This window comes from Caballeronia choica, assembly GCF_001544535.1.
GTDB classification, from domain to species: Bacteria; Pseudomonadota; Gammaproteobacteria; order Burkholderiales; family Burkholderiaceae; genus Caballeronia; species Caballeronia choica.
The window spans coordinates 1-23763 of sequence record NZ_FCON02000025.1; the positions used below are offsets into that span (position 1 = coordinate 1).

Annotated in this window: 31 protein-coding genes; 17 read left to right on the plus strand and 14 right to left on the minus strand. The window is 64.0% G+C overall.

The window, feature by feature from the left end:
• Positions 1-390: 390 nt before the first annotated feature.
• Both AWB68_RS13735 and AWB68_RS13740 read left to right on the plus strand, forming a co-directional pair.
• A complete protein-coding gene (locus AWB68_RS13735; RefSeq protein WP_087644907.1) occupies positions 391-1725 on the plus strand; it encodes a glutamine synthetase family protein in 1335 nt (444 codons plus the stop codon).
• 17 nt (positions 1726-1742) lie between these two features.
• Positions 1743-3149, plus strand: coding sequence for an aspartate aminotransferase family protein (locus AWB68_RS13740; RefSeq protein WP_235028322.1), 1407 nt, complete (start codon positions 1743-1745; stop codon positions 3147-3149).
• 4 nt (positions 3150-3153) lie between these two features.
• Here AWB68_RS13740 and AWB68_RS13745 read toward each other — a convergent pair whose 3' ends face one another.
• Positions 3154-3786 carry a TetR/AcrR family transcriptional regulator gene (locus tag AWB68_RS13745; protein WP_087644909.1) on the minus strand — a complete coding sequence of 211 codons (633 nt, stop codon included), beginning with the start codon at positions 3784-3786 and terminating at the stop codon, positions 3154-3156.
• Between the two features lie 137 nt (positions 3787-3923).
• Here AWB68_RS13745 and AWB68_RS13750 point away from each other — a divergent pair, with 137 nt between their 5' ends.
• From AWB68_RS13750 to folE, 4 genes are all read left to right on the plus strand, one after another.
• On the plus strand, positions 3924-4346 hold the full coding sequence (locus AWB68_RS13750; protein ID WP_087644910.1) for a YybH family protein: 423 nt from the start codon (positions 3924-3926) through the stop codon (positions 4344-4346).
• A 14-nt stretch (positions 4347-4360) separates the two neighbouring features.
• Positions 4361-4792, plus strand: a complete 432-nt coding sequence (locus AWB68_RS13755; protein ID WP_087644911.1) for a VOC family protein — start codon at positions 4361-4363, stop codon at positions 4790-4792.
• A gap of 140 nt (positions 4793-4932) precedes the next feature.
• Positions 4933-5136 (plus strand): hypothetical protein, encoded by a 204-nt coding sequence (locus tag AWB68_RS13760; protein ID WP_087644912.1) that lies wholly within the window; start codon positions 4933-4935, stop codon positions 5134-5136.
• 68 nt (positions 5137-5204) lie between these two features.
• Positions 5205-5855, plus strand: coding sequence for a GTP cyclohydrolase I FolE (gene folE, locus AWB68_RS13765; RefSeq protein WP_087644913.1), 651 nt, complete (start codon positions 5205-5207; stop codon positions 5853-5855).
• A 36-nt stretch (positions 5856-5891) separates the two neighbouring features.
• On the opposite strand, the gene epsC is transcribed toward folE, so the two are convergent.
• Together epsC and AWB68_RS13775 are read right to left on the minus strand one after the other, a co-directional pair.
• Positions 5892-6857 (minus strand): serine O-acetyltransferase EpsC, encoded by a 966-nt coding sequence (epsC, locus tag AWB68_RS13770; RefSeq protein WP_087644914.1) that lies wholly within the window; start codon positions 6855-6857, stop codon positions 5892-5894.
• Positions 6858-6968: 111 nt separating this feature from the next.
• A complete protein-coding gene (locus tag AWB68_RS13775) occupies positions 6969-7202 on the minus strand; it encodes a hypothetical protein (RefSeq protein WP_087644915.1) in 234 nt (77 codons plus the stop codon).
• Between the two features lie 292 nt (positions 7203-7494).
• On the opposite strand from AWB68_RS13775, the gene AWB68_RS13780 reads away from it, so the two are divergent.
• Positions 7495-8115 (plus strand): DUF3005 domain-containing protein, encoded by a 621-nt coding sequence (locus AWB68_RS13780; protein WP_087644916.1) that lies wholly within the window; start codon positions 7495-7497, stop codon positions 8113-8115.
• 62 nt (positions 8116-8177) lie between these two features.
• Here the strand turns inward: AWB68_RS13780 and AWB68_RS48855 are convergent, their stop codons facing one another.
• Positions 8178-8342, minus strand: coding sequence for a hypothetical protein (locus AWB68_RS48855; RefSeq protein ID WP_200828691.1), 165 nt, complete (start codon positions 8340-8342; stop codon positions 8178-8180).
• Positions 8343-8459: 117 nt separating this feature from the next.
• Here AWB68_RS48855 and AWB68_RS13785 point away from each other — a divergent pair, with 117 nt between their 5' ends.
• The 3 genes from AWB68_RS13785 (at position 8460) to AWB68_RS13795 (ending at position 10044) form a co-directional block, all read left to right on the plus strand.
• The gene (locus tag AWB68_RS13785) at positions 8460-8915 is read left to right on the plus strand and encodes a hypothetical protein (RefSeq protein WP_200828692.1); all 456 of its coding nucleotides are present in this window, start codon (positions 8460-8462) and stop codon (positions 8913-8915) included.
• A gap of 94 nt (positions 8916-9009) precedes the next feature.
• On the plus strand, positions 9010-9609 hold the full coding sequence (locus tag AWB68_RS13790; RefSeq protein ID WP_087644917.1) for a short chain dehydrogenase: 600 nt from the start codon (positions 9010-9012) through the stop codon (positions 9607-9609).
• 15 nt (positions 9610-9624) lie between these two features.
• Positions 9625-10044 (plus strand): GNAT family N-acetyltransferase, encoded by a 420-nt coding sequence (locus tag AWB68_RS13795; RefSeq protein WP_087644918.1) that lies wholly within the window; start codon positions 9625-9627, stop codon positions 10042-10044.
• A 4-nt stretch (positions 10045-10048) separates the two neighbouring features.
• On the opposite strand, the gene AWB68_RS13800 is transcribed toward AWB68_RS13795, so the two are convergent.
• On the minus strand, positions 10049-10369 hold the full coding sequence (locus AWB68_RS13800) for a YnfA family protein (protein ID WP_087644919.1): 321 nt from the start codon (positions 10367-10369) through the stop codon (positions 10049-10051).
• Between the two features lie 115 nt (positions 10370-10484).
• On the opposite strand from AWB68_RS13800, the gene AWB68_RS13805 reads away from it, so the two are divergent.
• Positions 10485-11810 carry an MATE family efflux transporter gene (locus AWB68_RS13805; RefSeq protein ID WP_235028323.1) on the plus strand — a complete coding sequence of 442 codons (1326 nt, stop codon included), beginning with the start codon at positions 10485-10487 and terminating at the stop codon, positions 11808-11810.
• 7 nt (positions 11811-11817) lie between these two features.
• Here the strand turns inward: AWB68_RS13805 and AWB68_RS13810 are convergent, their stop codons facing one another.
• Entirely contained in the window at positions 11818-12876 is a 1059-nt protein-coding gene (locus AWB68_RS13810) for an alpha/beta fold hydrolase (protein ID WP_087644921.1), read from the minus strand.
• A 186-nt stretch (positions 12877-13062) separates the two neighbouring features.
• Here AWB68_RS13810 and AWB68_RS13815 point away from each other — a divergent pair, with 186 nt between their 5' ends.
• The 3 genes from AWB68_RS13815 to AWB68_RS13825 are packed head-to-tail and all read left to right on the plus strand — an operon-like array spanning position 13063 to position 14642.
• On the plus strand, positions 13063-13821 hold the full coding sequence (locus AWB68_RS13815; protein WP_374729573.1) for a DNA/RNA non-specific endonuclease: 759 nt from the start codon (positions 13063-13065) through the stop codon (positions 13819-13821).
• Positions 13814-14074, plus strand: a complete 261-nt coding sequence (locus tag AWB68_RS13820; RefSeq protein ID WP_087644923.1) for a hypothetical protein — start codon at positions 13814-13816, stop codon at positions 14072-14074. The genes AWB68_RS13815 and AWB68_RS13820 overlap by 8 nt, the downstream gene beginning before the upstream one ends.
• Positions 14075-14126: 52 nt before the next feature.
• Positions 14127-14642: a methylated-DNA--[protein]-cysteine S-methyltransferase gene (locus AWB68_RS13825; protein ID WP_087644924.1), complete on the plus strand. Its 516-nt coding sequence runs from the start codon at positions 14127-14129 to the stop codon at positions 14640-14642.
• Between the two features lie 88 nt (positions 14643-14730).
• On the opposite strand, the gene AWB68_RS13830 is transcribed toward AWB68_RS13825, so the two are convergent.
• The 3 genes from AWB68_RS13830 to AWB68_RS13840 all read right to left on the minus strand — a co-directional run bounded on the left by AWB68_RS13830 (position 14731) and on the right by AWB68_RS13840 (position 16859).
• Positions 14731-15432, minus strand: coding sequence for an OmpA family protein (locus tag AWB68_RS13830; protein ID WP_087644925.1), 702 nt, complete (start codon positions 15430-15432; stop codon positions 14731-14733).
• A gap of 333 nt (positions 15433-15765) precedes the next feature.
• A complete protein-coding gene (locus AWB68_RS13835; RefSeq protein WP_087644926.1) occupies positions 15766-16443 on the minus strand; it encodes a DUF2968 domain-containing protein in 678 nt (225 codons plus the stop codon).
• 137 nt (positions 16444-16580) lie between these two features.
• On the minus strand, positions 16581-16859 hold the full coding sequence (locus AWB68_RS13840; protein WP_087644927.1) for a hypothetical protein: 279 nt from the start codon (positions 16857-16859) through the stop codon (positions 16581-16583).
• A gap of 407 nt (positions 16860-17266) precedes the next feature.
• Here AWB68_RS13840 and AWB68_RS13845 point away from each other — a divergent pair, with 407 nt between their 5' ends.
• The 3 genes from AWB68_RS13845 to AWB68_RS13855 all read left to right on the plus strand — a co-directional run bounded on the left by AWB68_RS13845 (position 17267) and on the right by AWB68_RS13855 (position 19490).
• Positions 17267-18778 carry an ATPase domain-containing protein gene (locus AWB68_RS13845; protein WP_087644928.1) on the plus strand — a complete coding sequence of 504 codons (1512 nt, stop codon included), beginning with the start codon at positions 17267-17269 and terminating at the stop codon, positions 18776-18778.
• The gene (locus tag AWB68_RS13850) at positions 18775-19131 is read left to right on the plus strand and encodes a response regulator (protein ID WP_087644929.1); all 357 of its coding nucleotides are present in this window, start codon (positions 18775-18777) and stop codon (positions 19129-19131) included. The genes AWB68_RS13845 and AWB68_RS13850 overlap by 4 nt, the downstream gene beginning before the upstream one ends.
• 104 nt (positions 19132-19235) lie before the next feature.
• On the plus strand, positions 19236-19490 hold the full coding sequence (locus tag AWB68_RS13855; protein WP_087644930.1) for a CsbD family protein: 255 nt from the start codon (positions 19236-19238) through the stop codon (positions 19488-19490).
• Positions 19491-19582: 92 nt separating this feature from the next.
• Here AWB68_RS13855 and AWB68_RS13860 read toward each other — a convergent pair whose 3' ends face one another.
• The 5 genes from AWB68_RS13860 to AWB68_RS13880 all read right to left on the minus strand — a co-directional run bounded on the left by AWB68_RS13860 (position 19583) and on the right by AWB68_RS13880 (position 23714).
• Positions 19583-20323: a hypothetical protein gene (locus AWB68_RS13860; RefSeq protein WP_087644931.1), complete on the minus strand. Its 741-nt coding sequence runs from the start codon at positions 20321-20323 to the stop codon at positions 19583-19585.
• A 17-nt stretch (positions 20324-20340) separates the two neighbouring features.
• Positions 20341-21120 carry a fumarylacetoacetate hydrolase family protein gene (locus AWB68_RS13865; protein WP_087644932.1) on the minus strand — a complete coding sequence of 260 codons (780 nt, stop codon included), beginning with the start codon at positions 21118-21120 and terminating at the stop codon, positions 20341-20343.
• An 88-nt stretch (positions 21121-21208) separates the two neighbouring features.
• Complete coding sequence (frc, locus tag AWB68_RS13870) at positions 21209-22456, minus strand: formyl-CoA transferase (RefSeq protein WP_087644933.1); 1248 nt, start codon at positions 22454-22456, stop codon at positions 21209-21211.
• A gap of 315 nt (positions 22457-22771) precedes the next feature.
• The gene (locus AWB68_RS13875; protein WP_087644934.1) at positions 22772-23503 is read right to left on the minus strand and encodes a GntR family transcriptional regulator; all 732 of its coding nucleotides are present in this window, start codon (positions 23501-23503) and stop codon (positions 22772-22774) included.
• Positions 23493-23714 carry a hypothetical protein gene (locus AWB68_RS13880; protein ID WP_087644935.1) on the minus strand — a complete coding sequence of 74 codons (222 nt, stop codon included), beginning with the start codon at positions 23712-23714 and terminating at the stop codon, positions 23493-23495. The genes AWB68_RS13875 and AWB68_RS13880 overlap by 11 nt, the downstream gene beginning before the upstream one ends.
• Between the last annotated feature and the right edge of the window lie 49 nt (positions 23715-23763).

Consider the following 23763-nt stretch of genomic DNA (forward strand, 5'->3'; position numbering starts at 1 on the left):
GTTTTGCCTGACGGGTGAGCGCGTAGCGCGAGGCTGGATGTATGACTGCTGGTCCACTTCGTTTAGCGGTGCGACGTGCGCGCCTCTTCTACATGCCAACAACGACGAAACCCCGCTAACGACACTCCCCCGGTTGGACCACTCCGACATAACGGTCTGGCGGCGCAGGGCAAGGATTGGCGGTGGGAAGCTGCTTTCTTTGCTTACTTTCTTTGCAGCAGCAAAGAAAGTGAGTCCCGCCCCGGACAGGGGCAGAGCTAATAAACCAAAAACAATACAAGTTCCATAGAAGCCTGCGTGCATCAAACGGTGTCAATCCCGCCCCCCACCCCCCATCCCCCGCGCCTTCGCCACCGCATGCCGTAGAACCGAAAACCAGGAACCCCAACCATGCAACACATCGACGAGTTTCTGAAGAAGCATCACATCACCGAGATCGAAGCGATCATCCCCGACATGGCCGGCACCGCACGCGGCAAGATCATTCCGCGCAGCAAGTTCGAGTCGGGCGAGTCGATGCGGCTGCCGCAGGCCGTGATGATCCAGACCGTGACCGGCGACTATCCCGACGATGGCAGCTTCACCGGCGTCACCGATCCCGACATGGTCTGCGTGCCCGACGCGTCGACGATTCGCCTGGTGCCGTGGGCCGTCGATCCGACCGCGCAGGTGATCCACGACTGCGTCCACTTCGACGGCACGCCCGTCGCGATCTCGCCGCGCCGCGTGCTGCGCCAGGTGCTGGAAAAATACGCGGCGAAGGGCTGGAAGCCCGTCGTCGCGCCCGAGCTGGAGTTCTTTCTCGTCGACATGAACAAGGACCCCGACCTGCCGTTGCAACCGCCCATCGGCAGAACGGGCCGCCCCGAGACCGGTCGCCAGGCGTACTCGATCGAGGCCGTCAACGAGTTCGATCCCTTGTTCGAAGACATCTACGAGTATTGCGACGTGCAGGAACTGGAGGTCGATACGCTGATCCATGAGGTTGGCGCGGCACAGATGGAGATCAACTTCCTGCACGGCGACCCGCTCAACCTCGCCGACCGCGTGTTCCTCTTCAAGCGCACCGTGCGCGAGGCCGCGCTGCGCCACAAGATGTACGCGACTTTCATGGCGAAGCCGATGGAGAACGAACCGGGCTCGGCGATGCACGTGCACCAGAGTCTCGTCGACGCGGAGAGCGGGCGCAATCTGTTCACCGGCCGCGACGGCGAACCGACTTCCCTCTTTCACGGCTATATCGCGGGGCTCCAGAAATACACGCCGGCGCTGATGCCGATCTTCGCGCCGTACATCAACTCGTATCGGCGGCTGTCGCGTTTCATGGCCGCGCCGATCAACGTGCAATGGGGCTACGACAACCGCACCGTCGGCTTTCGCATTCCGCATTCGGAGCCGGCCGCGCGCCGCATCGAGAACCGCATTCCTGGCGTGGACTGCAACCCGTATCTGGCGATCGCGGCGACGCTTGCCGCCGGTTATCTTGGCATGACGCAGCATCTGGAACCCACGCTACCGCTGGCCAGCGACGGTTACGCGCTGGCTTACCAGTTGCCGCGCAATCTCGAAGAAGGCCTGACGCTGATGGGCGCATGCGAACCCCTCGCCGACATGCTCGGAGAGAAATTCGTGCGCGCGTATCTCGCACTGAAGGAAACCGAATACGAAGCGTTCTTCCGCGTGATCAGTTCGTGGGAACGCAAGCATCTGCTGCTGCACGTCTGATGCAACCGGAGAACAACATGAACGACAGGATCAGTCACATCGCACCCGATCAGGCGCGCACGACCGCCGAATATCGCGCGCTCGACGCCGCGCATCACATCCACCCGTTTTCCGACATGGGCGCGCTCAATCGAGCGGGCAGCCGTGTGATCGTGAAAGCCGAGGGCGTGTACCTGTGGGACTCGGACGGCAATCGCATGATCGATGGCATGGCCGGGCTCTGGTGCGTGAACGTCGGCTACGGACGACGCGAGCTCGCGGAGGCCGCTTATCGCCAGATGCAGCAATTGCCCTTCTACAACACGTTCTTCAAGACCACGCATCCACCGGTCATCGAGCTGTCCGCGCTGCTCGCCGAACTCACGCCCGCGCCGTTCAATCATTTCTTCTATTGCAACAGCGGCTCGGAAGGCAACGATACGATGCTGCGCATCGTCCATCGCTATTGGGCAGCGCTTGGCAAGCCGCAAAGGAAGATCGTGATTTCGCGCAGGAACGGCTATCACGGTTCGACGATTGCGGGCGGCACGCTGGGCGGCATGGACTACATGCACGAGCAGATGCCGTCGCAGGTGCCGAACATCGTGCATATCGACCAGCCGTACTGGTTCGGCGAAGGCGGCGACATGACGCCCGACGAATTCGGTCTTGCACGCGCGGCGCAACTCGAAGCGAAGATTCTCGAAGTGGGCGCGGAGAACGTCGCGGCATTCGTCGGCGAGCCGTTTCAGGGCGCGGGCGGCGTAATCTTTCCGCCATCGACCTACTGGCCGGAGATCCAGCGCATCTGCCGTAAATACGACGTGCTGCTCGCCGCCGATGAAGTCATCGGCGGATTCGGGCGCACCGGCGAATGGTTCGCGCATCAGCATTTCGGCTTCGAGCCCGACCTCATCACGCTCGCGAAGGGCCTGACGAGCGGCTACGTGCCGATGGGCGCGGTCGGTCTGCATGATCGCGTGGCCAAGGCGATCGTCGAAAACGGCGAGTTCAATCACGGGCTCACGTATTCGGGGCATCCGGTGGCAGCGGCCGTCGCGGTGGCAAACCTCAGGCTCTTGCGAGACGAGAAGATCGTCGAGCGCGTGAAGCGCGATATCGGACCGTATTTTCAGAAGCGCTTGCGCGAGACGTTCGAAGCGCATCCGATTGTCGGGGAAATCAGCGGCACGGGTCTGGTCGCGGGCATTCAGCTTGCCGAGAATCCGCGCACGAGGAAGCGCTTCGCCAATGGCGGAGAAGTTGGCACGCTGTGCCGCGACTTCTGCTTCAACGGCAACCTCGTGATGCGCGCCACCGGCGACCGCATGTTGCTCTCGCCGCCGCTCGTCATCTCGCACGCGGAAGTCGACGAGATCATCGCGAAAGCGAAGACCGCGATCGATGCAACCGCGCGGCTGGTGTGTCCCGGCGAGCGGGCGTAGTGCTTCAGATGCCCTTCTCGACCATGTCGAGAAGGCGCGCGCCCAGCGTTTCGGCCTCGGCGCGATCGAGCCGCTGCAACGGTCCTTCGATCAGCAACAACGCAAATCCATGCACCGCCGACCACGCGAGATATTCCGCATCCGGGCGACGCGCCGCCGGCAGCACTTCCGCCTCGACCATCCGGTCGAGGGCCGCGCTCAGCAACTGGAACGGGTCGAGCCCGCTGCGCCCGGCGCTCATCGGATCGTGCATATCCCACTCCGCCTTGGGCGCGGCAAATGCCGTGCGAAAGAGCCCCGTTTGCGTTTGCGCGAAACGCAGATAACCCGTGCCGACCGCGCGCAGGCTCGCGCGCGCCGCGTCCGCGCGCCGGCGCTTGCGAGGCATGTCGGCAAGCTCGGCTTCCATCGCCACGGCCACCGCCGATAGTGCCGCTGCCCGCACCGCCACGAGCAACGCGTGCCGGCTCGCGAAGTGCCGGTAAGCGGCATTCGGCACGACGCCCGCACGGCGTGTCGCTTCGCGCAACACGACGGCATCGGGGCCGCCGTCGCGTGCAAGTTCGATGCCCGCATCCAGCAATGCACGACGCAGATCTCCATGACGATACGTGCTGCGCGGTTTCGGTTTCGTCATATTGTTTTCATGAAACCTTTCACATGTGGACGCCGTCCATTATCTCTGCTATTTTTTGTGGACGGTGTACACAAATTGAAAAAGAGCCTGTTTTAAGGGCCTTTTGAGTATTTGTCGAACTCACCAGGAGCCGGGGCATGACCGAATCGAATGATCGTGGCAACGACGAAGTTCGCATACGCGAGCTCATCGAGGAATGGCGCAGCGCGGTGCTCGCCAAGAATGCCGATGCGCTGATTCGTCACTACGCCAGCGACGTCGTCGTGTTCGACGTCGTGCCGCCGGCGTCATTCAGCGGATCGGATCAGTATCGCGACAACTGGCAGCGCTGGTTCGATTCCATGAAGGGGCCGATCGCGTTCGAGATGAACGACGTGCAGGTCACAGCAAGCGATGACATCGCTTATGCGCACAGCGTGAATCGCGTTGTCATCGGCGGGCAGGAAAATGTGGTGCGCGCCACCGTATGCTTTCGCAAGATCGACGGCGACTGGCGCGTCGTGCACGAGCACGCGTCGGTGCCGCTCATGATGGACATGGACCCTGACGACCAGTCTTAACCCAAGGAGCACTCATGCTAGTACAACCCTATTTGTTCTTCGAAGGCCGTTGTGAGGAAGCACTCAAGTTCTACGCCGAGAAACTCGGCGCGCAATCGCAGATGATGATGCGCTACAAGGAAGGCCCGCAGGAAAACAACGCGTGCACGAACCGTCCGGAGATGGCGGAGAAGATCATGCATGCGTCGTTTCGTGTCGGCGAAACCGAACTGATGGCGTCCGACGGCATGTGCAGCGGCAAGCCGAATTTCCAGGGCGTGTCGCTTTCGCTGACCGTCGACGACGTCGCGCAGGCGGAGCAGTACTTCAACGCGCTCGCTGAAGGCGGACAAGTGCAGATGGCGCTGACCCCAACCTTCTTCGCGAAGCGCTTCGGCATGGTCGCGGACAAGTTCGGCCTGTCGTGGATGATCCTCGGCGGTCTGGAGCACGGCGCGCCGCAGTGATCGGCGGGGCGCTTCTGCATTCGTTGAACATACTGTAACGCTCTTCGGCTGGCGCGCTTCGTGCATTCACCCTGCACGAAGCGCCGCCTTGGAACGTCTCTTGCGCGCCCGTCCTTTGTCTTTATCGAAGGAGAAGCGACATGAGCAACTACGCCGGACGTTCACAGGAAGAGCGCATCGCCCAGCGCAAGGGCAAGAAGCCAAAGGCCGACGAGCAACCGGGCGGATCGATGGCGCGGGAAGGCACGCAGCCGGACGCGGAGCACAGCAGCGGCGAGCTGTCGGAGGAAGGCAAGGAGGCGTGGCGCACCGGGTCGGGCATCGACGGCGGCGGAAAGACCTGACCCGCCTGTCGGAATTCCGAAACGTGAAACAATGGGTCTCTCGACCACAAGAGCAACAGGAGTCATCGATGAGCGCCTCGGGCAAATCCCCCCTTTCCGGTTCGGACACGCCGGCGGATTCCGCCAATCGTCCGAGCCGCGAAGAAGCCGAAGCCGCCGTGCGCGTCTTGCTGCGCTGGGCCGGCGACGACCCGCGCCGCGAAGGCCTGCGCGATACGCCGGCGCGTGTCATCCGCGCGTATGAGGAATTTTTTCGCGGCTACGAACAGGACCCGCGCGAAATCCTCGCGCGCACGTTCTCGGAAGTGCAGGGTTACGACGAGATGATCGTCCTCAAGGACATCCGTTTCGAGAGCTATTGCGAGCATCACATGGTGCCGATCATCGGGCGCGCGCACGTCGCCTATCTGCCGAGCAAGCGCGTGGTCGGCATTTCGAAGCTCGCGCGGCTCGTCGATGCGTTCGCCAAGCGTCTGCAGATCCAGGAAAAGATGACGGCGCAGATCGCCGATACGCTCAACGAAGTTCTGCAACCGCTGGGCGTCGGCGTGATCCTGGAGGCGGCGCACCAGTGCATGTCGACGCGCGGTGTCCATAAAGCGGGCGCGTCGATGGTCACGTCGCGCATGCTCGGCGCTTTCCGCGACGACCCCTCAACCCGCCGCGAATTCCTCGCGATCGTCGGCAATCAGAACGCTTACAGCGTGTCGAATACCTGAGTGCCGGTGAGCAGCGCCCTACGCGTCGCACTCCATTCACGCCCCGTAGACGTGCCCGTTGTCCGGCGGCTCGGTGCGACTGCCTTCGCGCACCTTGCCCTGTGACACGTTGCTCCCGGGCGGCACACTATGCGTCAGCCACACGTTGCCGCCAATCACCGACCCGCGCCCGATCGTCACCCGTCCGAGGATCGTCGCGCCCGCGTAGATCACCACGTCGTCCTCGACCACCGGATGCCGCGCGTTGCCCTTCACGAGCGCGCCGTCGCTGCCTGAAGGAAAGCTCTTCGCACCGAGCGTCACCGCCTGATACACGCGCACCCGTTCGCCGATGATCGCCGTCTCGCCAATCACGACGCCCGTACCGTGGTCGATGAAAAAGCTCGGCCCGATGTTGGCGCCCGGATGGATGTCGATTCCGGTTGCCGAGTGCGCGATCTCGTTGATGAAGCGCGCGAGCAGCGGCACGCCCAGCCGATGCAGCGCATGCGCGAGGCGGTGGTGCGTCATCGCCCACACGCCGGGATAGCACAGCAGGATCTCCGTGATGTGCTGCGCGGCGGGGTCGCCGGTGAACGCCGCCTGGATGTCGGACACGAGCAGCGCGCGGATGCCCGGTAACTGCGCGCCGAATTCCCGCGCGATGTCGAAGGCGCGCTTGCTCAGTTCGGCGTCGCTCGTGTCGCGATGCTCAGGCAGGAAGCGCAGCGCCCGGCGCATCTGCTCATGCAGCAGGCGCAAGGTGCTTTCGAGCGTATTGCCCACGTAGTAGTCGACGCTCTCATCGGTCAGGTCGGGCGCGCCGTAGTGCGTGGGAAAGAGCGCCGAGCGCAGGCCGTTGACGATCTTGATGATGGCGTCACGCGACGGCAGCTCGCGAATGCCGAGCGGATGGCGCGTTCGATGCAATTCCTCGCGCGACGCCCGCAAACCGGCGACGATGTCAGCCAGTCCCCACTCGCGGGACGGATCGTGGGGAGGCTGTGGCAGTTTGTTCGGCATGGTCACGATGAGCGATTGTCACTGTGGAGGGATAGTCCAAGATTAACCGCTTTTGCGAATCGGAGTGACGCCCGGGCTCGCTGGGAGCAGCGTGGTCGCTGCCGCTCTGCTTCAAACCGTGACGTTGCTCGCGTCGATCCATCGCACGGCCCAGTCGCGCGCGTGCGCGATCGCTTCGTCCGGACTGCGGAAACGCAGTTCCGAGGGGAAGAACCGGTTCGCAACGAGCTCTCCATCGCTCGATCGCGAGATGACGACGTAGGGATGAAAGCTGCCATCTCCGGCCCGGGCGGGCGCACAATTGAGCAGATAGCCGCGGTGTGAAAATGCAGCATCGTGTTGCATGAGTCACCTGTGTGAAAGTGCCCTGCTAATTCGATTCGGCAACGCTCTAGCGCAGGCGAAAGCTCGGCACGGGCGTGGCGCGCAAGGCGCGCAGCTTTGATGAAGCGTGGGCTTTCGGACTGGCAGGTTCCAAATCATACTCTGTAGAAAACGTGCTTTGGGTTGAAAAACATGCGCAAATTCCTGTGCTGATTTGAAGCGTCGCTCCGACAAGGCTTGCGGTTCCGGCGCCAAAAACCCGGAATGAGTCTTGCGTGAGCATGTCCTTTGGTTTGCAGAACGGGAGCACATCATGAGCAACGCAGAAGGCAACGAATCGCAGGACAAGCAGGCCGCCCGCGCGGCCGAGAGTCCCGTCAAGAAGCCCGAGACCGAGACGGCACACATCAAGCTCCAGGACGCCGTGAAGGCGGCGAGCGGGCAGGAAGCCGGAGTCGGCGAGACAAGCGCGGGCAGTTTCTCGAAGGCCGACGCCGCCGCGACGCCGGGCCCGCTTGGCGCGACATCGCGTCATCCGCGCGGGCTGGACGTGCTGAACGACGAATCGCTCGACGACACCGTCGACACCGACGGCAAGAACCGCGATGCGAAGCGTTACATGGAGATGCGCGAGCGCGAACCCGACGCCGTCGTCACGTCGAATGCGACGCGCGTGAACTTCGTCGGCGAGACGGGCGACGGGCTCGGCGGCTTCGACAGCCGGCCCGCCCGCAATGGCCTCTTGCTCGCGCTGGAACGCGGCTACCGGATGGTCGACAAGGGCATGGTCGCGCCAGAGTTGCGCGAGGTCGTCGAGAAACTGCGCTTCGAAGGGCGCGACCCGGGCGGACACCCGCTGCGCGGCCGCAAGCACTATGCGCTCAATCATATGCGGCCGTCGCGGCTGATCGAGCTGGAGCGGGGCGACAAGTAGTCTGCTTGTTGTTCATTTCGGGGAAGGGGCCGCTACGTTCGCGGCCCCTTGTCAATCGTGGATTACGCCGGCTTCTTGTCGCTCTTGTCCGTTTCGTCGTCCGATTCGATGCGGGTCACGCCACCCGTCGCCGGGGGATCGCTCGCCGGGAAGCTGTCCTCGACGGCCTTGTCGACGTCCTCTTCGGCGCGTTCCGAATGCGGGTTCTGCTCTTTCGTGTTGCTCATTGCTGGCTCCTTGGGTGTCGTGTCTGGTTGAGCAACCGCCGTTCCACCAACGTTAGTTCGGAGCGGGCACGGCTCGTGCGGTAAGCCGTCGGGTCGACAATCGCCACGGAGCCGGACATGAGCACAGTCAACGCGTATTCACGCGACGCCGTGAATCCCATCGAAACCGGCGCTACGCCCGGGTGGGTCGCGCGCCTCGTTGGCGGCGATCGCCATACCGCCGCGCTGACGAGTCTCGGCGTCGCGTACGCGCTGTCCTGGGTCGAACTGGGCCTCGCGCTCATCATCGGCCTTCCGGGCGATTCGGCCAGTCATCCGCTCGCGGCATCGATCGTGGCGCGCGTGCTGATCGGGCTGCTGTATTTGTGCGTCGCGTCGCGGCTGCAATGGGCGCGCTGGGTGACGGTCGCGCTGGGCTTCGCATCGGTTGCGTTCGTCGCGCCTACGCTCGCGCTCCAGTGGCAAGTCTTCCCCGCCGCTGCCATAGCGTCGGGACTCGCGCTCGTCTGCAGGCTGTGCGCGTCGCTTTTCCTGCTCTCGCCGTTGCAGGAACACGCTCGCGTGACCGCCTGAACGTAATTGCCGGCGCCTCGACAGGACATGGCTTTTCCCCCTCGCGTATGACGTGCACAATGGCTGCCATCCTTACCCCCCAATGAGGCAAGCCATGAAGATTGCTGTGATCGGTGCAACGGGCACCGTCGGCCGCGCGGTGTACGCGGAACTCGCGAAGCGCCACGAAATGTTCGAGATCGGCGCCACGCGCGGCGCGCATCGCGTCGACCTGACGGATATCGGCAGCATCACACGTCTCTTCGATTCGATCGGCCGCGTCGACGCAATCGTCTCGGCCGCCGGCCACGTGTATTTCGGCGAACTCGTGACGATGACGCCCGAGCAATTCCGCCAGGGACTCGACGACAAGCTGATGGGCCAGGTCAACCTCGTCCTCACCGCGCGCGACTATCTGAACGACGGCGGCTCGTTCACGCTGACGAGCGGCATCGTCGGCGCCGAAGTGATCCGTAAGGGTGCGAGCGCGGCCGCGGTGAACGGCGCGATCGAGGGCTTCGTGCGCGGCGCCGCGATCGAATTGCCGCGCGGGTTGCGCATCAATGCGGTAAGCCCGACGATGCTCGAGGAAGCGAGCGAGAGCTTCGGCCCGTACTTCCGCGGCTTCGAGGCGGCGCCGGGCGCACGCGTCGCGCTCGCGTACAGCCGCAGCGTGGAAGGCGCGGAAACCGGCCGCGTGTACACGGTGCATTGACCTCGGAGCACACCGATGCAATGGACCAAGGGTGACTACCGCATCACGACGAACGCCGACGAATTCCAGTTCGATGTCGTGCATCGGTATCTGAGCGAAGTCGCGTACTGGTCGCCGGGAATCGCGCGTGCGAAGGTCGAGCGCGCGGCGCGGCGTTCGCTCGCATTCGGCCTGTTCGAACGCGACGCGCAGATCGGCTACGCGCGCATGGTCACGGACGCCACCACCTTCGCCTATCTCGCCGACGTCTTCATCCTGCCGGCGCATCAGGGCAAGGGCCTCGGAACGTGGCTGATGACGTGCATCCTGTCGCACGACGATGTGCAGGGCCTGCGGCGCATGATGCTCGTCACGTCCGATGCGCACGGGCTTTACGCGAAATTCGGCTTCACGGCGCCGGCGCATCCCGAGCGCATCATGGAGCGCAAGCCTTGAGCGCTCAGCCGCGCGGCTGGAACGCGATCACGCCCATGCCGACCAGCGCGATCGCCGCGCCGGTCACGTCCCAGGCGTTCGGCCGGATGCGCTCGACGACCCACAGCCACGCAATCGCCACGCCGATATAGACGCCGCCGTAGGCCGCATAGACGCGTCCGGCGGCGCTGTCGTGCAGGGTGAGCAGCCACGCGAACGCGGCAAGCGACAGCGCGCCCGGCACCAGCAGCCACGCGGAGCCATCGGCCTTCAGCCAGCGATACGGAAAATAGCAACCGGCGATTTCGGCGATTGCAGTGACGACGTAGAGCACGAAGGTTTTCATCGGATGGGGTCGTGGTGGGTTTTGCTGACGCCGTTCGTATCGGGTGTTGGTTTATTAGCACCGCCTCCGTCCCAATACAATAACGCCCATCGCCCCTTTCCTTCGCCATAAGCCCTTGACCGCTCCCCTCCCCGTCCGATGGCATCGCCGCGTCCTGACGCTTGCATTCCCCATCGTCCTCGCGAACCTCACGCAACCGATCCTCGGCGCCGTCGATACCGCCGTCGCGGGCCATCTCGACGGTCCGCAATATCTCGGCGGCGTCGCGCTCGGCGGCCTCGTCTTCAGCTTCGTGTTCTGGGGCTTCGGCTTTCTGCGCATGGGCACGACCGGGCTCGTCGCGCAGGCGTTCGGCGCCCGCGACGACACCGCGCTGCGCGCGACCCTCCTGCGTGCCCTGTTGCTTGCGGTGGCGATCGGCGCGGCCGTGCTCGCCGTGCAGGTGCCGCTGATCGGCTACGGGCTCGCCGCGCTAGGCGGCAGCGACGCCGTGCAGGCTACCGCACGCCTCTACTGCCACGCGCGCATCTGGGCGGCGCCGTTCGCGCTCGCCAACTACGTCGTGCTCGGCTTCCTGCTCGGCTGTCAGCGCGTGCGGCTCGCGCTCGTCACGCAGGTTTTCATCAACACGGTGAACATCGTCGCGGTGCTTCTCTTCGTGTATCGACTCGACTGGGGGATCGCCGGCATCGGCGCCGCGACCGCCGCCGCCGACGCCTGCGGTTTCGCGCTCGGCATCGCGATCCTGTGGCGGCTTCGTCCGCGCGGCCTGCCGCCGCTCGTGTGGCGCTCGCTCCTCGATACCCATGCGATGAAGCGCCTCGTCGCGATCAACCGCGATATCTTCGTGCGCACGCTGTGCCTGCTTGGCTCGTTCGGCTGGTTCGCGCATCTCGGGGCGCGGCAAGGCGACGCGATCCTCGCCGCCAACGCGCTGCTGCTCAATTTCCAGACCTTCATGGCGTTCGGGCTCGACGGCTTCGCACACGCGGCCGAGGCGCTCGTCGGCGCCGCGACGGGCGCGCGCGACCGGCACGCGTTCCGTCAGTCGGTGAAAGTGACGATGCTCTGGTCGGTGATCGGCGCGGCGGGTTTTTCGCTCGTGTATTGGGTGTGCGGCCCGTGGATCGTCGGACAACTCACCGACCAGGCCGCCGTGCGCGCAGCGGCGCTGCACTTCCTGCCGTGGGCGGCGGTGCTGCCGCTCGCGTCGGTGGCGGGCTTTCAGCTCGACGGGGTTTTCATCGGCGCCACGCGCACCGGCGAACTGATGAAGGCGATGGCGGTGTCGTCGGCCGTGTTCCTGCTCGGAGCGTGGGCGCTCGCCGGGCCGCTCGGCAATCACGGCCTGTGGCTCGCGCTGACCATTTTCATGGTGGCCCGCGGCGTCACGCTGATCGTGCAGTTGCCCGCCATCGAGCGGGCGGTGACTTCCGCTTAGGATCGGCTCACTGCGCCTTCGCGTCCTTGGCGGCGAGCCCTTCGAGCAGCGCCTTGTGGAACGCCGCCGGGTCCTGCATCTGCGGCGCATGACCGAGTTCCGGGAACTCGACGAGCTTCGCCCCCGCGATCCGTTCCGCCGCGAGCTTCGCCAGGTCGGGATACCGGCCGAGCGTCGGGCGAATTTCCGGCGGCGCGAAATCCTTGCCGATCGCGGTGGTGTCCTTGTCGCCGATCAGGAGCAGCGTCGGCGTGCGCAGTGCGTCGAATTCGTAGACCACCGGTTGCGTGTAGATCATGTCGTCGAGCAGCGCCGAATTCCACGCGACCACTTCCTTGCCCGATCCGCGATACATGCCCGCAAGCATCTGCACCCACGGCTCGTAGTCGGCGCTCCAGTGGCCCGCGTAGTAGGTGCTCTGCTCGTAGCGGCGGAGGCTGTCGGCGCTGGTTTTCAGCTCGCGCGCGTACCAATCGTCGATCGCAATCGACGGCACGCCCTTCGCCTTCCAGTCCTCCAGCCCGATTGGATTGACGAGCACCAGTTGCTCCGTCTCGCGCGGGTACATCAGCGCGTAGCGCACGGCGAGCATGCCGCCCGTCGAATGCCCGATCAAGGTCGCCTGCTTGACGTTGAGCGCTTCGAGCAGCGCATGCGTGTTGCGCGCGAGCTGCTGGAAGCTGTACTGGTAGCGCACCGGCTTGGTCGACTTGCAGAAGCCGACCTGATCCGGCGCGATCACGCGATAGCCGGCGTCGACCAGGGTGTCGATGGTCTGGCGCCAGGTCGCCGAGCAGAAGTTCTTGCCGTGCAGGAGCACCGCCGTGCGCCCGTTGGGACGCGGCGGATGCACGTCCATGTAGGCCATCTTCAGCACCTGCCGCTGCGACGTGATCGCGAATTGCGCGACCGGATACGGATACTCGAAGCCCTGAAGCTCGGGGCCGTACGCGGTGCCCTCGTTGCCGTAGGGTTGGGAAGCGGGTTCATCGGCGGATGCGTGGATCGCGAAGCACAACGTCGCGAGCGAGAACAAGGCGGACAACGTGCGGCTCTTGAAGGTCATGGAAACGTATCGACTCGAAGTGGATGGGCGCGATGCGGGAGATTCTATCGCGCGGGGTTTTTCATCGTACGGAGATGACCAGGCGCCCAGGCACGCTTTATACTTTGCGGCCTTCAGTCGCAGCACGTCACCGTTCCCGTTTTCACACACCATAAAAAAACTCAAAACAACAGCATGACAGCACGCATCAAGGCCCTTGTCGCAGCGCTACTCGGCGCTTCATCGTTCACCGCGGCCATCGCCGCCGCATCCACCGATTGCGCGCAATTCAGTCCGAATGGCCGGCCGCCCGTCGTCGCCAATGCGAAGATGCGCGCCGCCACGCAGGAACTCTGTTATTCCGACTTCGCGGTGCTGCACTCCGGCGTGACGCACGGGCCGTTGTGGTCGGCGGAACACCTGACGGCCGCGCACGTCGACGACGCGAAGAACAACACGCGCACCAATCGCTTCTTCCCCGAGCGCAAGCTGCCGCCCGGCGCCGGCGCGCAACTCGCCGACTACAAGCGAAGCGGCTACGACCGCGGCCACATGAGCCCGGCCGGCGACCGTTGGGACAAGAAAGGCATGGCCGAATCGTTCTCGCTCGCGAACATCGTGCCGCAAAATTCGTCGAATAACCGGCGCATCTGGGCGCGCATCGAGGAAGCCGTGCGGCGTCTCGCCGAGCAATCGGGCGATGCGTACGTCGTGACCGGACCGCTCTTCACGGGCCGCGAACTGCAGACGATCGGCGAAACGCGGGTGTTCGTGCCGACGCAGTTGTACAAGCTTGTGTACTTGCCGAAGCGGCAGCTCGCGTTCTCGGTCGTCGTCGACAACACGGCGACCGACACCTACGCGGTCAAGACCGTGCATGAACTCGAGGCGATGAGCGGGCTGCAGTTTCCCGGCATCCCCGAGTCACTGAAGGACAAACGAATTGGAGGACTGAAAGGTGTTTAAGCCATTTGCCAACGATACCGACGTGCTGAACATCAACGGCGACGCGCTGACCGTCACCAACGACACCACGCGCATCACGATCGCAGCCGACCTCGAGATCGCCCGCGACAAGACCGGGCTGGCAACCGCGCTCGCGTTGCAAAAGGCGGTGAACGCCATCGTCGATGCGTTGCAGAAGGACGCGGCGCTGCCGGCCAAAATCGCGGACGAACCGCGCGCGCCAACGGGGTCGACGGACAACCCGTTCATCTGACGCGCCATTACAATCGTCTGCGTGCACGACGAATTCGAACACGAGACGCCCAATGATCGAATCCCATGTTGCCCCGAGTCCGCTTGGGCACATCCTGTACCGGGCCGAAGGCGACAGCCTCACCGGGCTTTTCTTTGTCGGACAGAAGCATTTTCCGGCGGGCATCGCCGAGCCGGTGTTGTCCGATCGCGCGCCGTTGCCGCGCGTGATCGCAGCCGCGCGCGAACAGGTCGACGAGTATTTCACCGGCGGCCGGCGGACATTTGCGGTGAAGCTGCGGCTCAACGGCACGGCGTTCCAGCAGCGCGTCTGGAGCGCCTTGCAGGAGATCGCTTTCGGCGATGCGTGGACCTACGGCGATCTCGCGCGGCGCCTGGGATTGCCGGCGGGTTCATCGCGCGCGGTAGGCGGTGCGAACGGACGCAATCCGGTCGCGATCATCGTGCCTTGCCATCGCGTGATCGGCGGCGATGGCACGCTGACCGGCTATGCCGGCGGCATCGAACGCAAGCAGCATCTGCTCACGCTGGAAGGCGGTCGGGGGCGCGCGCAGCTCACGCTGTTCTGACTGACGCTTTCGACGCGCGACAAAAAACCCCGCAAGCCGGAAGGCTTGCGGGGTTTTTTTGTCACGCGGACGTTCGGCGCAGCCCGGCTTATTGCTGGGTGCTGACGCGGACTTCCACGCGACGGTTCTGCGCGCGGCCAGCGGTCGTTGCGTTCGACGCTACCGGGTTCGATGCACCGAAGCCTTGCGCCGCATAGCTCTGCGAACGCAGGCCGTGGCTCTTCAGGTACGAAAGAACCGACTGCGCGCGGCGCTCGGAGAGCTGCTGGTTATGCGATGCCGAACCCGTCGAGTCCGTGTAGCCGGCAACCGTCACCGACCTGAACGTCACGTTCTGGCCGGCTTCGATGAACTGGTCGAGCGTGGCCGTCGCTTTCGGCGTGAGGCTTGCGCTGTCGGTGGCGAAGTTGGCGTCGCCGCTCAGGTTGATCTGGCGCGGCATTTCGGGCGCCGGCTGCGGAGCCGGCTCGGGTGCCGGAGCCGGTGCGGCGACTTGCGGCGCGCCGCACTGGAACGTGACGATGCGCGGATCGTTGGCCTCTTCGTTCGGTGCGCGCAGGCGCTCCATCGTGTCGAGCTTGTAGGCGGGCTGATCGCCGCAGACCTTCTGTGCAGCCGCGACGCAGGCGCTCACGTTCTCGACCAACCCGTGGCATTCCGCGCGATAGGCCTTCGTGCCGTTCGCCGTCTGGATCTGATACACGTTGAACGTCGGCCCCTGGGCGGTGGTGGTGCAACCGGCAATCAGGCCGATCGAAAGAAGACTTGCAACGACTAGTTTATTGGACATCCTGGATACCATTCTGAATTGACTTATGACTGAAAAAATCGAGACAAATACGCACTGCTTGGGCACCAGACAACAACCCGATCTTCACAGCCACCTTATTCGCCTCACGCCGACGATCTAGATCTCGAAATAATCGGGAATCCGAAATCGCGCGGAATCTTAGCATGGGGTATACAGCCCATTTCACGCGAAAACTCTTAAACAGCACGGGCGCCGGCGAGCGCCTCAAGCCGTCTCGCAATCGAAAGCCACGCGGACTCTCGCAAATAAAAAGCGGCCGCAATGCGGCCGCTCTTATCTCAAATTAACGGGTTCATAAAAACCCGGCAGGTTTCATTTCGAGGGCGTCGGAAGATCGCCCTCCTGCTGCTTCTGAAGTTCCTGCACGCGAGCCTGCAACGCGCGCAATTGCGCTTGCGCGGCGGCCTGCTCGTTGCGCAGCGCGCGGATTGCTTCCTGCTGTTGCTGCTGGCGGTCCGCCACCTGGCTTTGCTGCGTGCGCGCGACGTCGAGGTCTGCCTGCAGACGGCTCGCGCGGTCTTGCTGGGTCGCGATCAGGCGGTCCGCATAAGCTTTTTCCGCTTCCAGCTTGATGCGGCGAATTTCCGAATCGGAAAGCTGCATCGTTGATTTCGCGAAGTCCGTATAGACCGATTCGGCCCGCACGTCATTTTGAGTCTTGATGACGCGCCAGAATTTCTTTTGCTGAAACATTGCGACGTAATAAAGCATTTCGTCGGGGTAGTACAGCAGGCTCGCGCCATAACTGCCGTTATAAGTGGTGCGCAATTCCCGGACTTTTCCATCGCGGATCATTTGCTGCAACTCGGCGATATCGCCGCTCGCCGCGGGCTGCTGGGTGTCGTCGGTCCCGCCCGAAAGCGCGTCGCGCCGCCCGCTCATGTCTGCGAGCGGAGTGCTCGCGGGACCTGCGGCCATTGCCGCCGCCGTGGCGAACAGCAGTCCGGCGACCACCGCTGCCGTGCTCCTGCCGATCGATTTGCAATTCATGTAATTTCCGTGTCCGCTTGAAAAGAACGCATGGTCTTCCAGATTATGGCGACTTGACAGGTCGAATTCCAGAATTTAGTGAGCAATGCGGGAATGCCGTTTATGGGTTTCACGCGGCGCTTTAATCCGCGGCCGCGTTAAAGCGAATCGCCGGCGCTCCACCGTTCAGCCGACGCATTTTCATGCGGCGCGCGCGGCAATCGTCCGGGTTTCGAAAAGATGCGCGGATCGGTCGGCGTTTCGTGCAAATCGATAAAAATGCGCCGGTCGGCGTGGAAGGCGAACACGGCCCTGGAAAGGATGCCGGCGTCGGGAAGCGCGTTGATGGCGGCCGCCGCCGCTGCCGGCGACGAGTGATTGACGAACGCGCCGGAAGCGAGGATCGCGGCGGCAACGGCAGCATGGGACACGGACATGAATTGAACCGATTACTGAGCCCGTGCGCTGCCGGCGGACGCTTCCGGTGCGCGGCAGGCAAATGACTGAAAGACGCGTCCAGTGCCGGCCGGACGCGAGGGACCGTAATCAGACCATCGACGGCCCGGGACCGGCATCGGAGTCATCCCAATTGCGTTGGCTGCGTGGCAAAGCGCGCGAGCCGCTGGCGGGCGCGGAAAATGCTGCTTGACCTGATGGATCGCACTTTCATCGCAGAGGGCGTGCCGAGTGGCGGACCGGAGAACCAACCCTCCGGCGACGAAATCGGCGGCTGGCTGCTGACGGCAAAACCGGGCAGGACACGCCTCGTCACGCGACACCCGGCTTCCCGTCGGCCATAATTCGCGTTCGCCCACGGCGCCTCGCCAGACACAACGAAAAAATCATGATCAAAGACGACACGGCATCGAAGAAGCCGGCCGACGAGCCCGCAGACGATGCGACCAACATCACGACCGGCGTCCCCGGTCTCGACGACATCCTCGGCGGCGGATTGGTCGAAGGCGGCCTGTACCTGATCGAAGGCATGGCGGGCGCGGGCAAGACGATCCTGTCCTCGCAGATCGGCTTTCACCGGGTGTCCGAAGGCGACATGGTGTTGTATGTCACGCTGATCGCCGAATCGCACACGAAGCTGCTCGCGCACCTGAAGCGCCTCTCCTTCTACGACGCCGACGCGATCTCCGACCGCATGCTCTTCGTCTCCGGCTACCACGAACTGATGCGCGACGGCCTGTCGGGCTTCCTCGCGCTGATCGCGGCGACGATCAAGGCGAATCGCCCGCGCTTCATGGTCATCGACGGCTTCCGCAGCGCCCGAGAATTCAGCTCGACCGAGCTGGAACTGTCGCAATTTATCCATGAACTCAGCGCGTTCGTCACAGCCGCGCGCTGCACGACGCTGATCCTCGCGCCGCTTTCCGGCAACGAGCCGCATCCGGAACACACGCTGGTCGACGGCCTGATCGAACTGAACCGCTACAGCACCGGCATGCGGCGCGCGCGCGAGATCGAGGTGCACAAGCTGCGCGCGCGCGACCACCTGCTCGGCAAGCATTTCTTCAAGATCACCGGCGACGGGCTCGTGACGTTCCCGCGCCTCGAAGCGCGCCCCTCGATGATGGAAGGTGCGCCCGACCTCAAGTCCAAGCTCGGGTTCGGCATCGCCGAATTCGACGCGATGATGGGCGGCGGCGTCGTGAGAGGCTCGACTACCACGCTGATCGGCCCGTCCGGCGTCGGCAAGACGCTGCTTTCGCTGAAGTTTCTCGAAGCCGGGCTCGAACGCGGCGAGCGTTGCGTGTACTTCGGCTTCTACGAGTCGCCCGAGCGGCTCGTCGCGAAAGCCGAGGCGGTGTCGATCAGGCTCGACGCCGCCGTGAAGGACGGACGTCTCACGATCCAGTGGCAGCCGGCGGTCGAACTCGCCATTGACGAACTCGCCGCGGAACTGATCGCGGTCGTCAAGCGCACGAACGCGTCGCGGCTCGTGGTGGACGGTATCGAGGGCTTCCACGATTCGGCGAACCGCGTCGAGCGCTTCGGTCTGTTTCTCAACGCGCTCACGCACCGGCTGCGGCAATTCGGCGTCACGACGATGCTCACCGAGGAACTGCCGCTTTACACGGACGCGGTGCACACCGTCGCGATGCGCGCCTCGGCGATGACCGAGAATATCGTGCTCCTGCGCTACGTCGAGGCGAATTCCGGGCTCTACCGGATGCTGGCGGTCGTCAAGCAGCGCGAGAACGCGCACGATTCGGCGATCCGCCGCTTCATCATCGACGAGCGCGGGCTGCGCGTGACCGAGAGTTTCATCGGCGGGACCGGGCTGTTGTCGGGACGCGGCTCGATCGCGCCTTCGCTTTCTGTGTCCGATGCCGGCACGCGGACATGAAAAACATCCTCGTTGTCGACGACGAATTCGACATCCTCACCACCTGGCGCCTCGTGCTTCAGATGGAAGGCTATGAAGTCGTCACGGCGTCCAACGGCCTCCTGGCACTCGATGCCGCGCGCGCCCATCTCCCCGACCTGATCATCACCGACTGGATGATGCCGCGCATGGACGGCGTCGCGCTGATCCGCGAACTCGCGCACGATCCGGCGCTCTCGGGCGTGCCGGTCGTGCTGATGAGCGCTGCCGCGCGGGCGCCGCAACTGGAACACGGCATGGCCGAATTTCATCGCAAGCCGGTTTCGATCGACGACCTGCTCGCGATCGTCACTCGGTTGATCGGCGCGGCCTGAAAGCGGCGGACACACTGAGCACTGGGCACGAACCGTGCTGAATCATGCGTTCCGGCCATGCCGGAGAAACTCGACAATCCGAATCATCTCGAACGGGAGGCACCATGGTGCAGGATCAGGTGGAAGGCGCGGCGCAGACCGTCGTGGGCAAGGTGCAGGACGCCGTCGGTGCCATTACCGGCGACGCGTCGACGCAGGCGGAAGGCAAGGCGCGCCAGGCACTCGGCTCGCTGCAGCAAACCTACGGGCAGACCATCGACAACGTGCGTACCGCCGTCGTCAGCCAGCCGATCAATGGCGTGCTGGTCGCGGCCGCAATCGGCTTCGTGCTCGGCGCGCTGTGGAATCGGGATCGTTGACGACGCGTTGAAAAACGCGCGTTGAATGTAAAAACGGCGGCTCCGCTTCGATGCGGACCGCCGTTTTGCCTTGCGTTCGATTCGCTAGGCTCTTACTTCGAATAGCTCGTCCGCGACTGGATCGCGCTCGCGTGCGACGCCGCGCAACCGATCGCCAACGCGACGCCCGTCACGAGCAGCACGGCATCGCCGGCAGCGATCCCGACCGCGACGACCGAACACGCCGCGAAGCCGTCGAGGGTCGATACGAGCGCGGGCCACGCGGCACCGGCGAGCGCCATCGCGAGATGCGAGGCGATGAGCGCCGCCATCGCGCTGACGATCACGACCGCGAGCCCGCCCGCCTGTTGTCCCGCTGCATAGCCGATCACGGCGCACACGCCCGCGCACGCGAAGTGCAGCGAACTGGCGAGCGATGCATCGCTGAACCGCAAGCGAACCCGCGCGACACCCGCGACGCCGGCGAGCGCAACGACCGCGATGACCGCGCCCGCCACGGCGGAAAGCGGCGCGTCCGCTGGCGCGAGCAGCGTCGAACCGAGCGCCCCCGCCGCGATCATGCCCTGCACGCGCGTCAGGCGCGGCGCGCGTTCGATCCTCGAGCGCGCGCACAGCGCAGCCGAACCGCCCGCAATACCCAGCGCCACGAGCATCGTGACCACGGCATCGGCGCTTCCGGCGAGCGCATGCGCAAGCACGACGACCGCGCCCGTGGCGCCGATTTCCCACAGCACGCGCCGCCGCGCCGCTGAGAGGCCGCCGCTCGCGCGCAGCGCCTCCATCATCGCGACGACCGCGAACACACACAGCGCGCCGCCGACAACATCGATCATTCGCGCCTCCTTGCGCGCTAGGCCGCGAGCCGGTTCGTCAGGGTGCCGATCCCTTCGATCGACACATCGACGCTCGCGCCGTCCTTGATCGAGCCGACGCCAATCGACGTGCCGCACATGATCACGTCGCCGGGCACGAGCGTCATGTCGGCCGAGATCATGCTCACCTGCTGGGCGGGCGTGAAGATCATGTCGTCCAACGGATAATTCTGGCGCTCGACGCCTTCGAGCGTCGTGACGACGTGCGCGCGGCGCCAGTCGAAGCCGGTCGCGATCGACGGTCCGAGGCAACTGAACGTGTCGAAGCCCTTCGAGCGGCACCACTGCGCGAAATTGGGATCCTCCTGCAGCAATTCGATGGCGGTGACGTCGTTCACGCAGGTGTAGCCGAAGATCGCCGCCTCGGCTTCGTCGACGGTCGCATTGCTGCACGTCTTGCCGATCACGATGCCGAGTTCGCCTTCGTATGCGATCTTGCCCTGATAGCTCTTCGGCCGGCGAATCGCCTCGCCCGGCCCGATCACCGACATCGGCGGCTTGATCAGAAAGAGCGGATGCTGCGGCGGCGCCTTGTCGAGCTTCTGCGACAGCGCGTGGTAGTTGTTCCAGAGCGCGATGACCTTGCTCGGCTGGCACGGCGCGAGCAGCGTCACGTCTTCGAGCGCGAAGGAGATGTTGGTGGGTTTCGGCTTGTCAAACAGCGTGCCGTCGTATTGGAGGACGCGGAGTGCGTGCTGATCCAGCGTGCCGAAGCCGATACGGCCCTCGGCATCGCGAAAGCGAATCCAGTTGGTCACGAAGCTTTCCTTGATGGAGATGGACAGGGAGCGGTTGAAGCGCGCCGGCTGGAAGCGCCGGCGCGGCGGCTCAAGACGGTTGACGAGGCTAGATCGCGCCGAGGCTTCTCAGCGTCGCGATCTGGTCGGCGTTGTAGCCGAGCTCGGCCATCACTTCGTCGGTGTGCTCGCCGAGCAGCGGCGAGCGCGTGACGTCGGTCGGGCTGTCGGAGAGCTTGATCGGATTGCCGACCGTCAGATACTTGCCGCGCACCGGATGATCCACTTCGACGATCGTCCCGGTCTTCCTGAGCGACTCGTCCTCCGCGATCTCCTTCATCGACAGGATCGGGCCGCACGGAATGTCGTGCTTGTTCAGGATCTCCATCGCCTTGAACTTGTCCTTCGACATCGTCCAGCGCTCGATCTCCGCGAAGATGTCCTTCAGGTGCGGCAGGCGCGCGGCGGGCGTCTTGTAGTCGGGATGATCGATCCACTCTTCCTTGCCGATCACCTTGCAGATTTCGCCCCACACGGGCGCCTGCGTGATGAAGTAGATGTACGCGTTCGGATCGGTTTCCCAGCCCTTGCACTTCAGAATCCAGCCCGGCTGGCCGCCGCCCGAAGCGTTGCCCGCGCGCGGCACGGCGTCGCCGAAAGTGCCGTTCGGGTATTGCGGATATTCCTTCATCACGCCGGTCCGCTCCAGCCGCTGCTGGTCGCGCAGCTTCACGCGGCACAGGTTCAGCACGCCGTCCTGCATCGCGGCGAGGACCTTCTGGCCGCGTCCCGTGGTGTTGCGCTGATAGAGCGCCGCAACGATGCCGAGCGCGAGATGCAGGCCCGTGCCCGAGTCACCGATTTGCGCGCCGGTCACGACGGGCGGGCCGTCGTCGAAACCGGTCGTCGATGCCGCGCCGCCCGCGCACTGCGCGACGTTTTCGTAGACCTTGCAGTCTTCGTAAGGTCCGGGACCGAAGCCCTTGACCGAGGCCACAATCATCTTCGGGTTCAGTTCCTGGATGCGCTCCCACGTAAAGCCCATGCGATCGAGTGCGCCGGGCGCGAAGTTCTCGACCAGCACGTCGCACTTCTTCACCAGCGTTTCCAGAACCTTCTTGCCTTCGGCGTTCTTCGTGTCGATGGTGATCGAACGCTTGTTGTGGTTGAGCATCGTGAAGTAGAGGCTGTCGGCGTCGGGGATATCGCGCAGTTGCTCGCGCGTGATATCGCCCGCTCCGGCGCGCTCCACCTTGATGACATCCGCGCCGAACCACGCGAGCAACTGCGTGCAGGTCGGACCCGATTGAACGTGCGTGAAATCGAGGATGCGCACACCATCCAATGCCTTGCTCATTGCCGTCTCCCTATCGTTTTTGCACATTCGTCCGCGTCGCCGTGACGACGCGTGGACAGTCGGATTGGCCTTTCGGCGTCCGCAGGCTGTCGCTGATCTGTGATATACAATATTCCAGACACAATATTAGTCAAGCGTTGTGGCTATCTCGGAAACCCTGTAGTGCGATGCAGCATGGCTGGATTCCTTATCTAATCAGGGTTTCGTGGGTTAGATGACGCATCGCAGCAGATACCGTTGCGTGTCGCAGAAACAAAAAAAAACCGTCCGGCGCACGCCGAACGGTTTTTTTCGTCCGCGCCGCAGCGCCGGACCTCAATCCAGAAAATCGCAATTCGCCTCGACGAACGCAGCCAGATCCAGCGAATGCTGCCTGACCAGCCGCTCGACCAGCTCGGTATCGCGTTTTTCCAGCGCCTCGATGATCCGCATGTGATCGACGATCGAACGCGACGCGCGGTCGCTCTGCGAAATCGTCATCTTCCGGATCGCGCGGACGTGCACGAAAATATTCTTGATCGTGTCGAAGATGATCTGCGACTTGCCTAGCTGAACGATCGCCTGGTGAAACGCGATGTTCGCCTCCGAATACTCGTCGATGTGCTCGGCAGGCGTGGTGTCGCGGAAATTGTCGAACATGTGACGCAGGCTGGCGATTTCCTCGTCCGTCGCGCGCTGCGTGGCAAGCCGCGCGGCCATGCTTTCGAGCGCCGCCCACATATGAATCATCTCGACGATTTCACGCTTCGTCTTGCGCAATATGTATACGCCCCGTCGCGGCACCGTGCGGAGGAAACCCTCCTGCTCGAGCAGCGTCATCGCCTCGCGGATCGGCGTGCGGCTCACGCCGAGCGCTTCCGTCAGTTCTTTTTCGTCGAGCCGGATTTCTTCTCGCGAGCGATAGATGTCCGCCTCTGCGATCGCCTGCCGCAGTTTCGCGTACGCCTGGTCGCGCAGCGAAACCGTGGCATTGATCGGTTGCAGCGAAAGCGTCAGCCCGTTCGGACGGACGTCGGGTCTGTCTACAGATTGAGTATCAGATGGCATTGATGGTTCGATTTCCCAAGTTCGGCTGGCCCGCCGCAACACGCTTGCCCGAGCCGCCGTTCTGATCGTCCGCCGCCAAGCCGGCAAACCGACCGTGATCCTGCGCGCGCTGCAACATGGACTGCGGTACCGCCGATGCAATCATAAACGTAACGCCCACACCAGCGGCCACCAACGCGATTCCCAATACGATCAACAGTGCGATGCTCATTTCAAGGCTCCGGGTAAGTACTTAAGAGCCTCCAGTATATGTTGCGTCG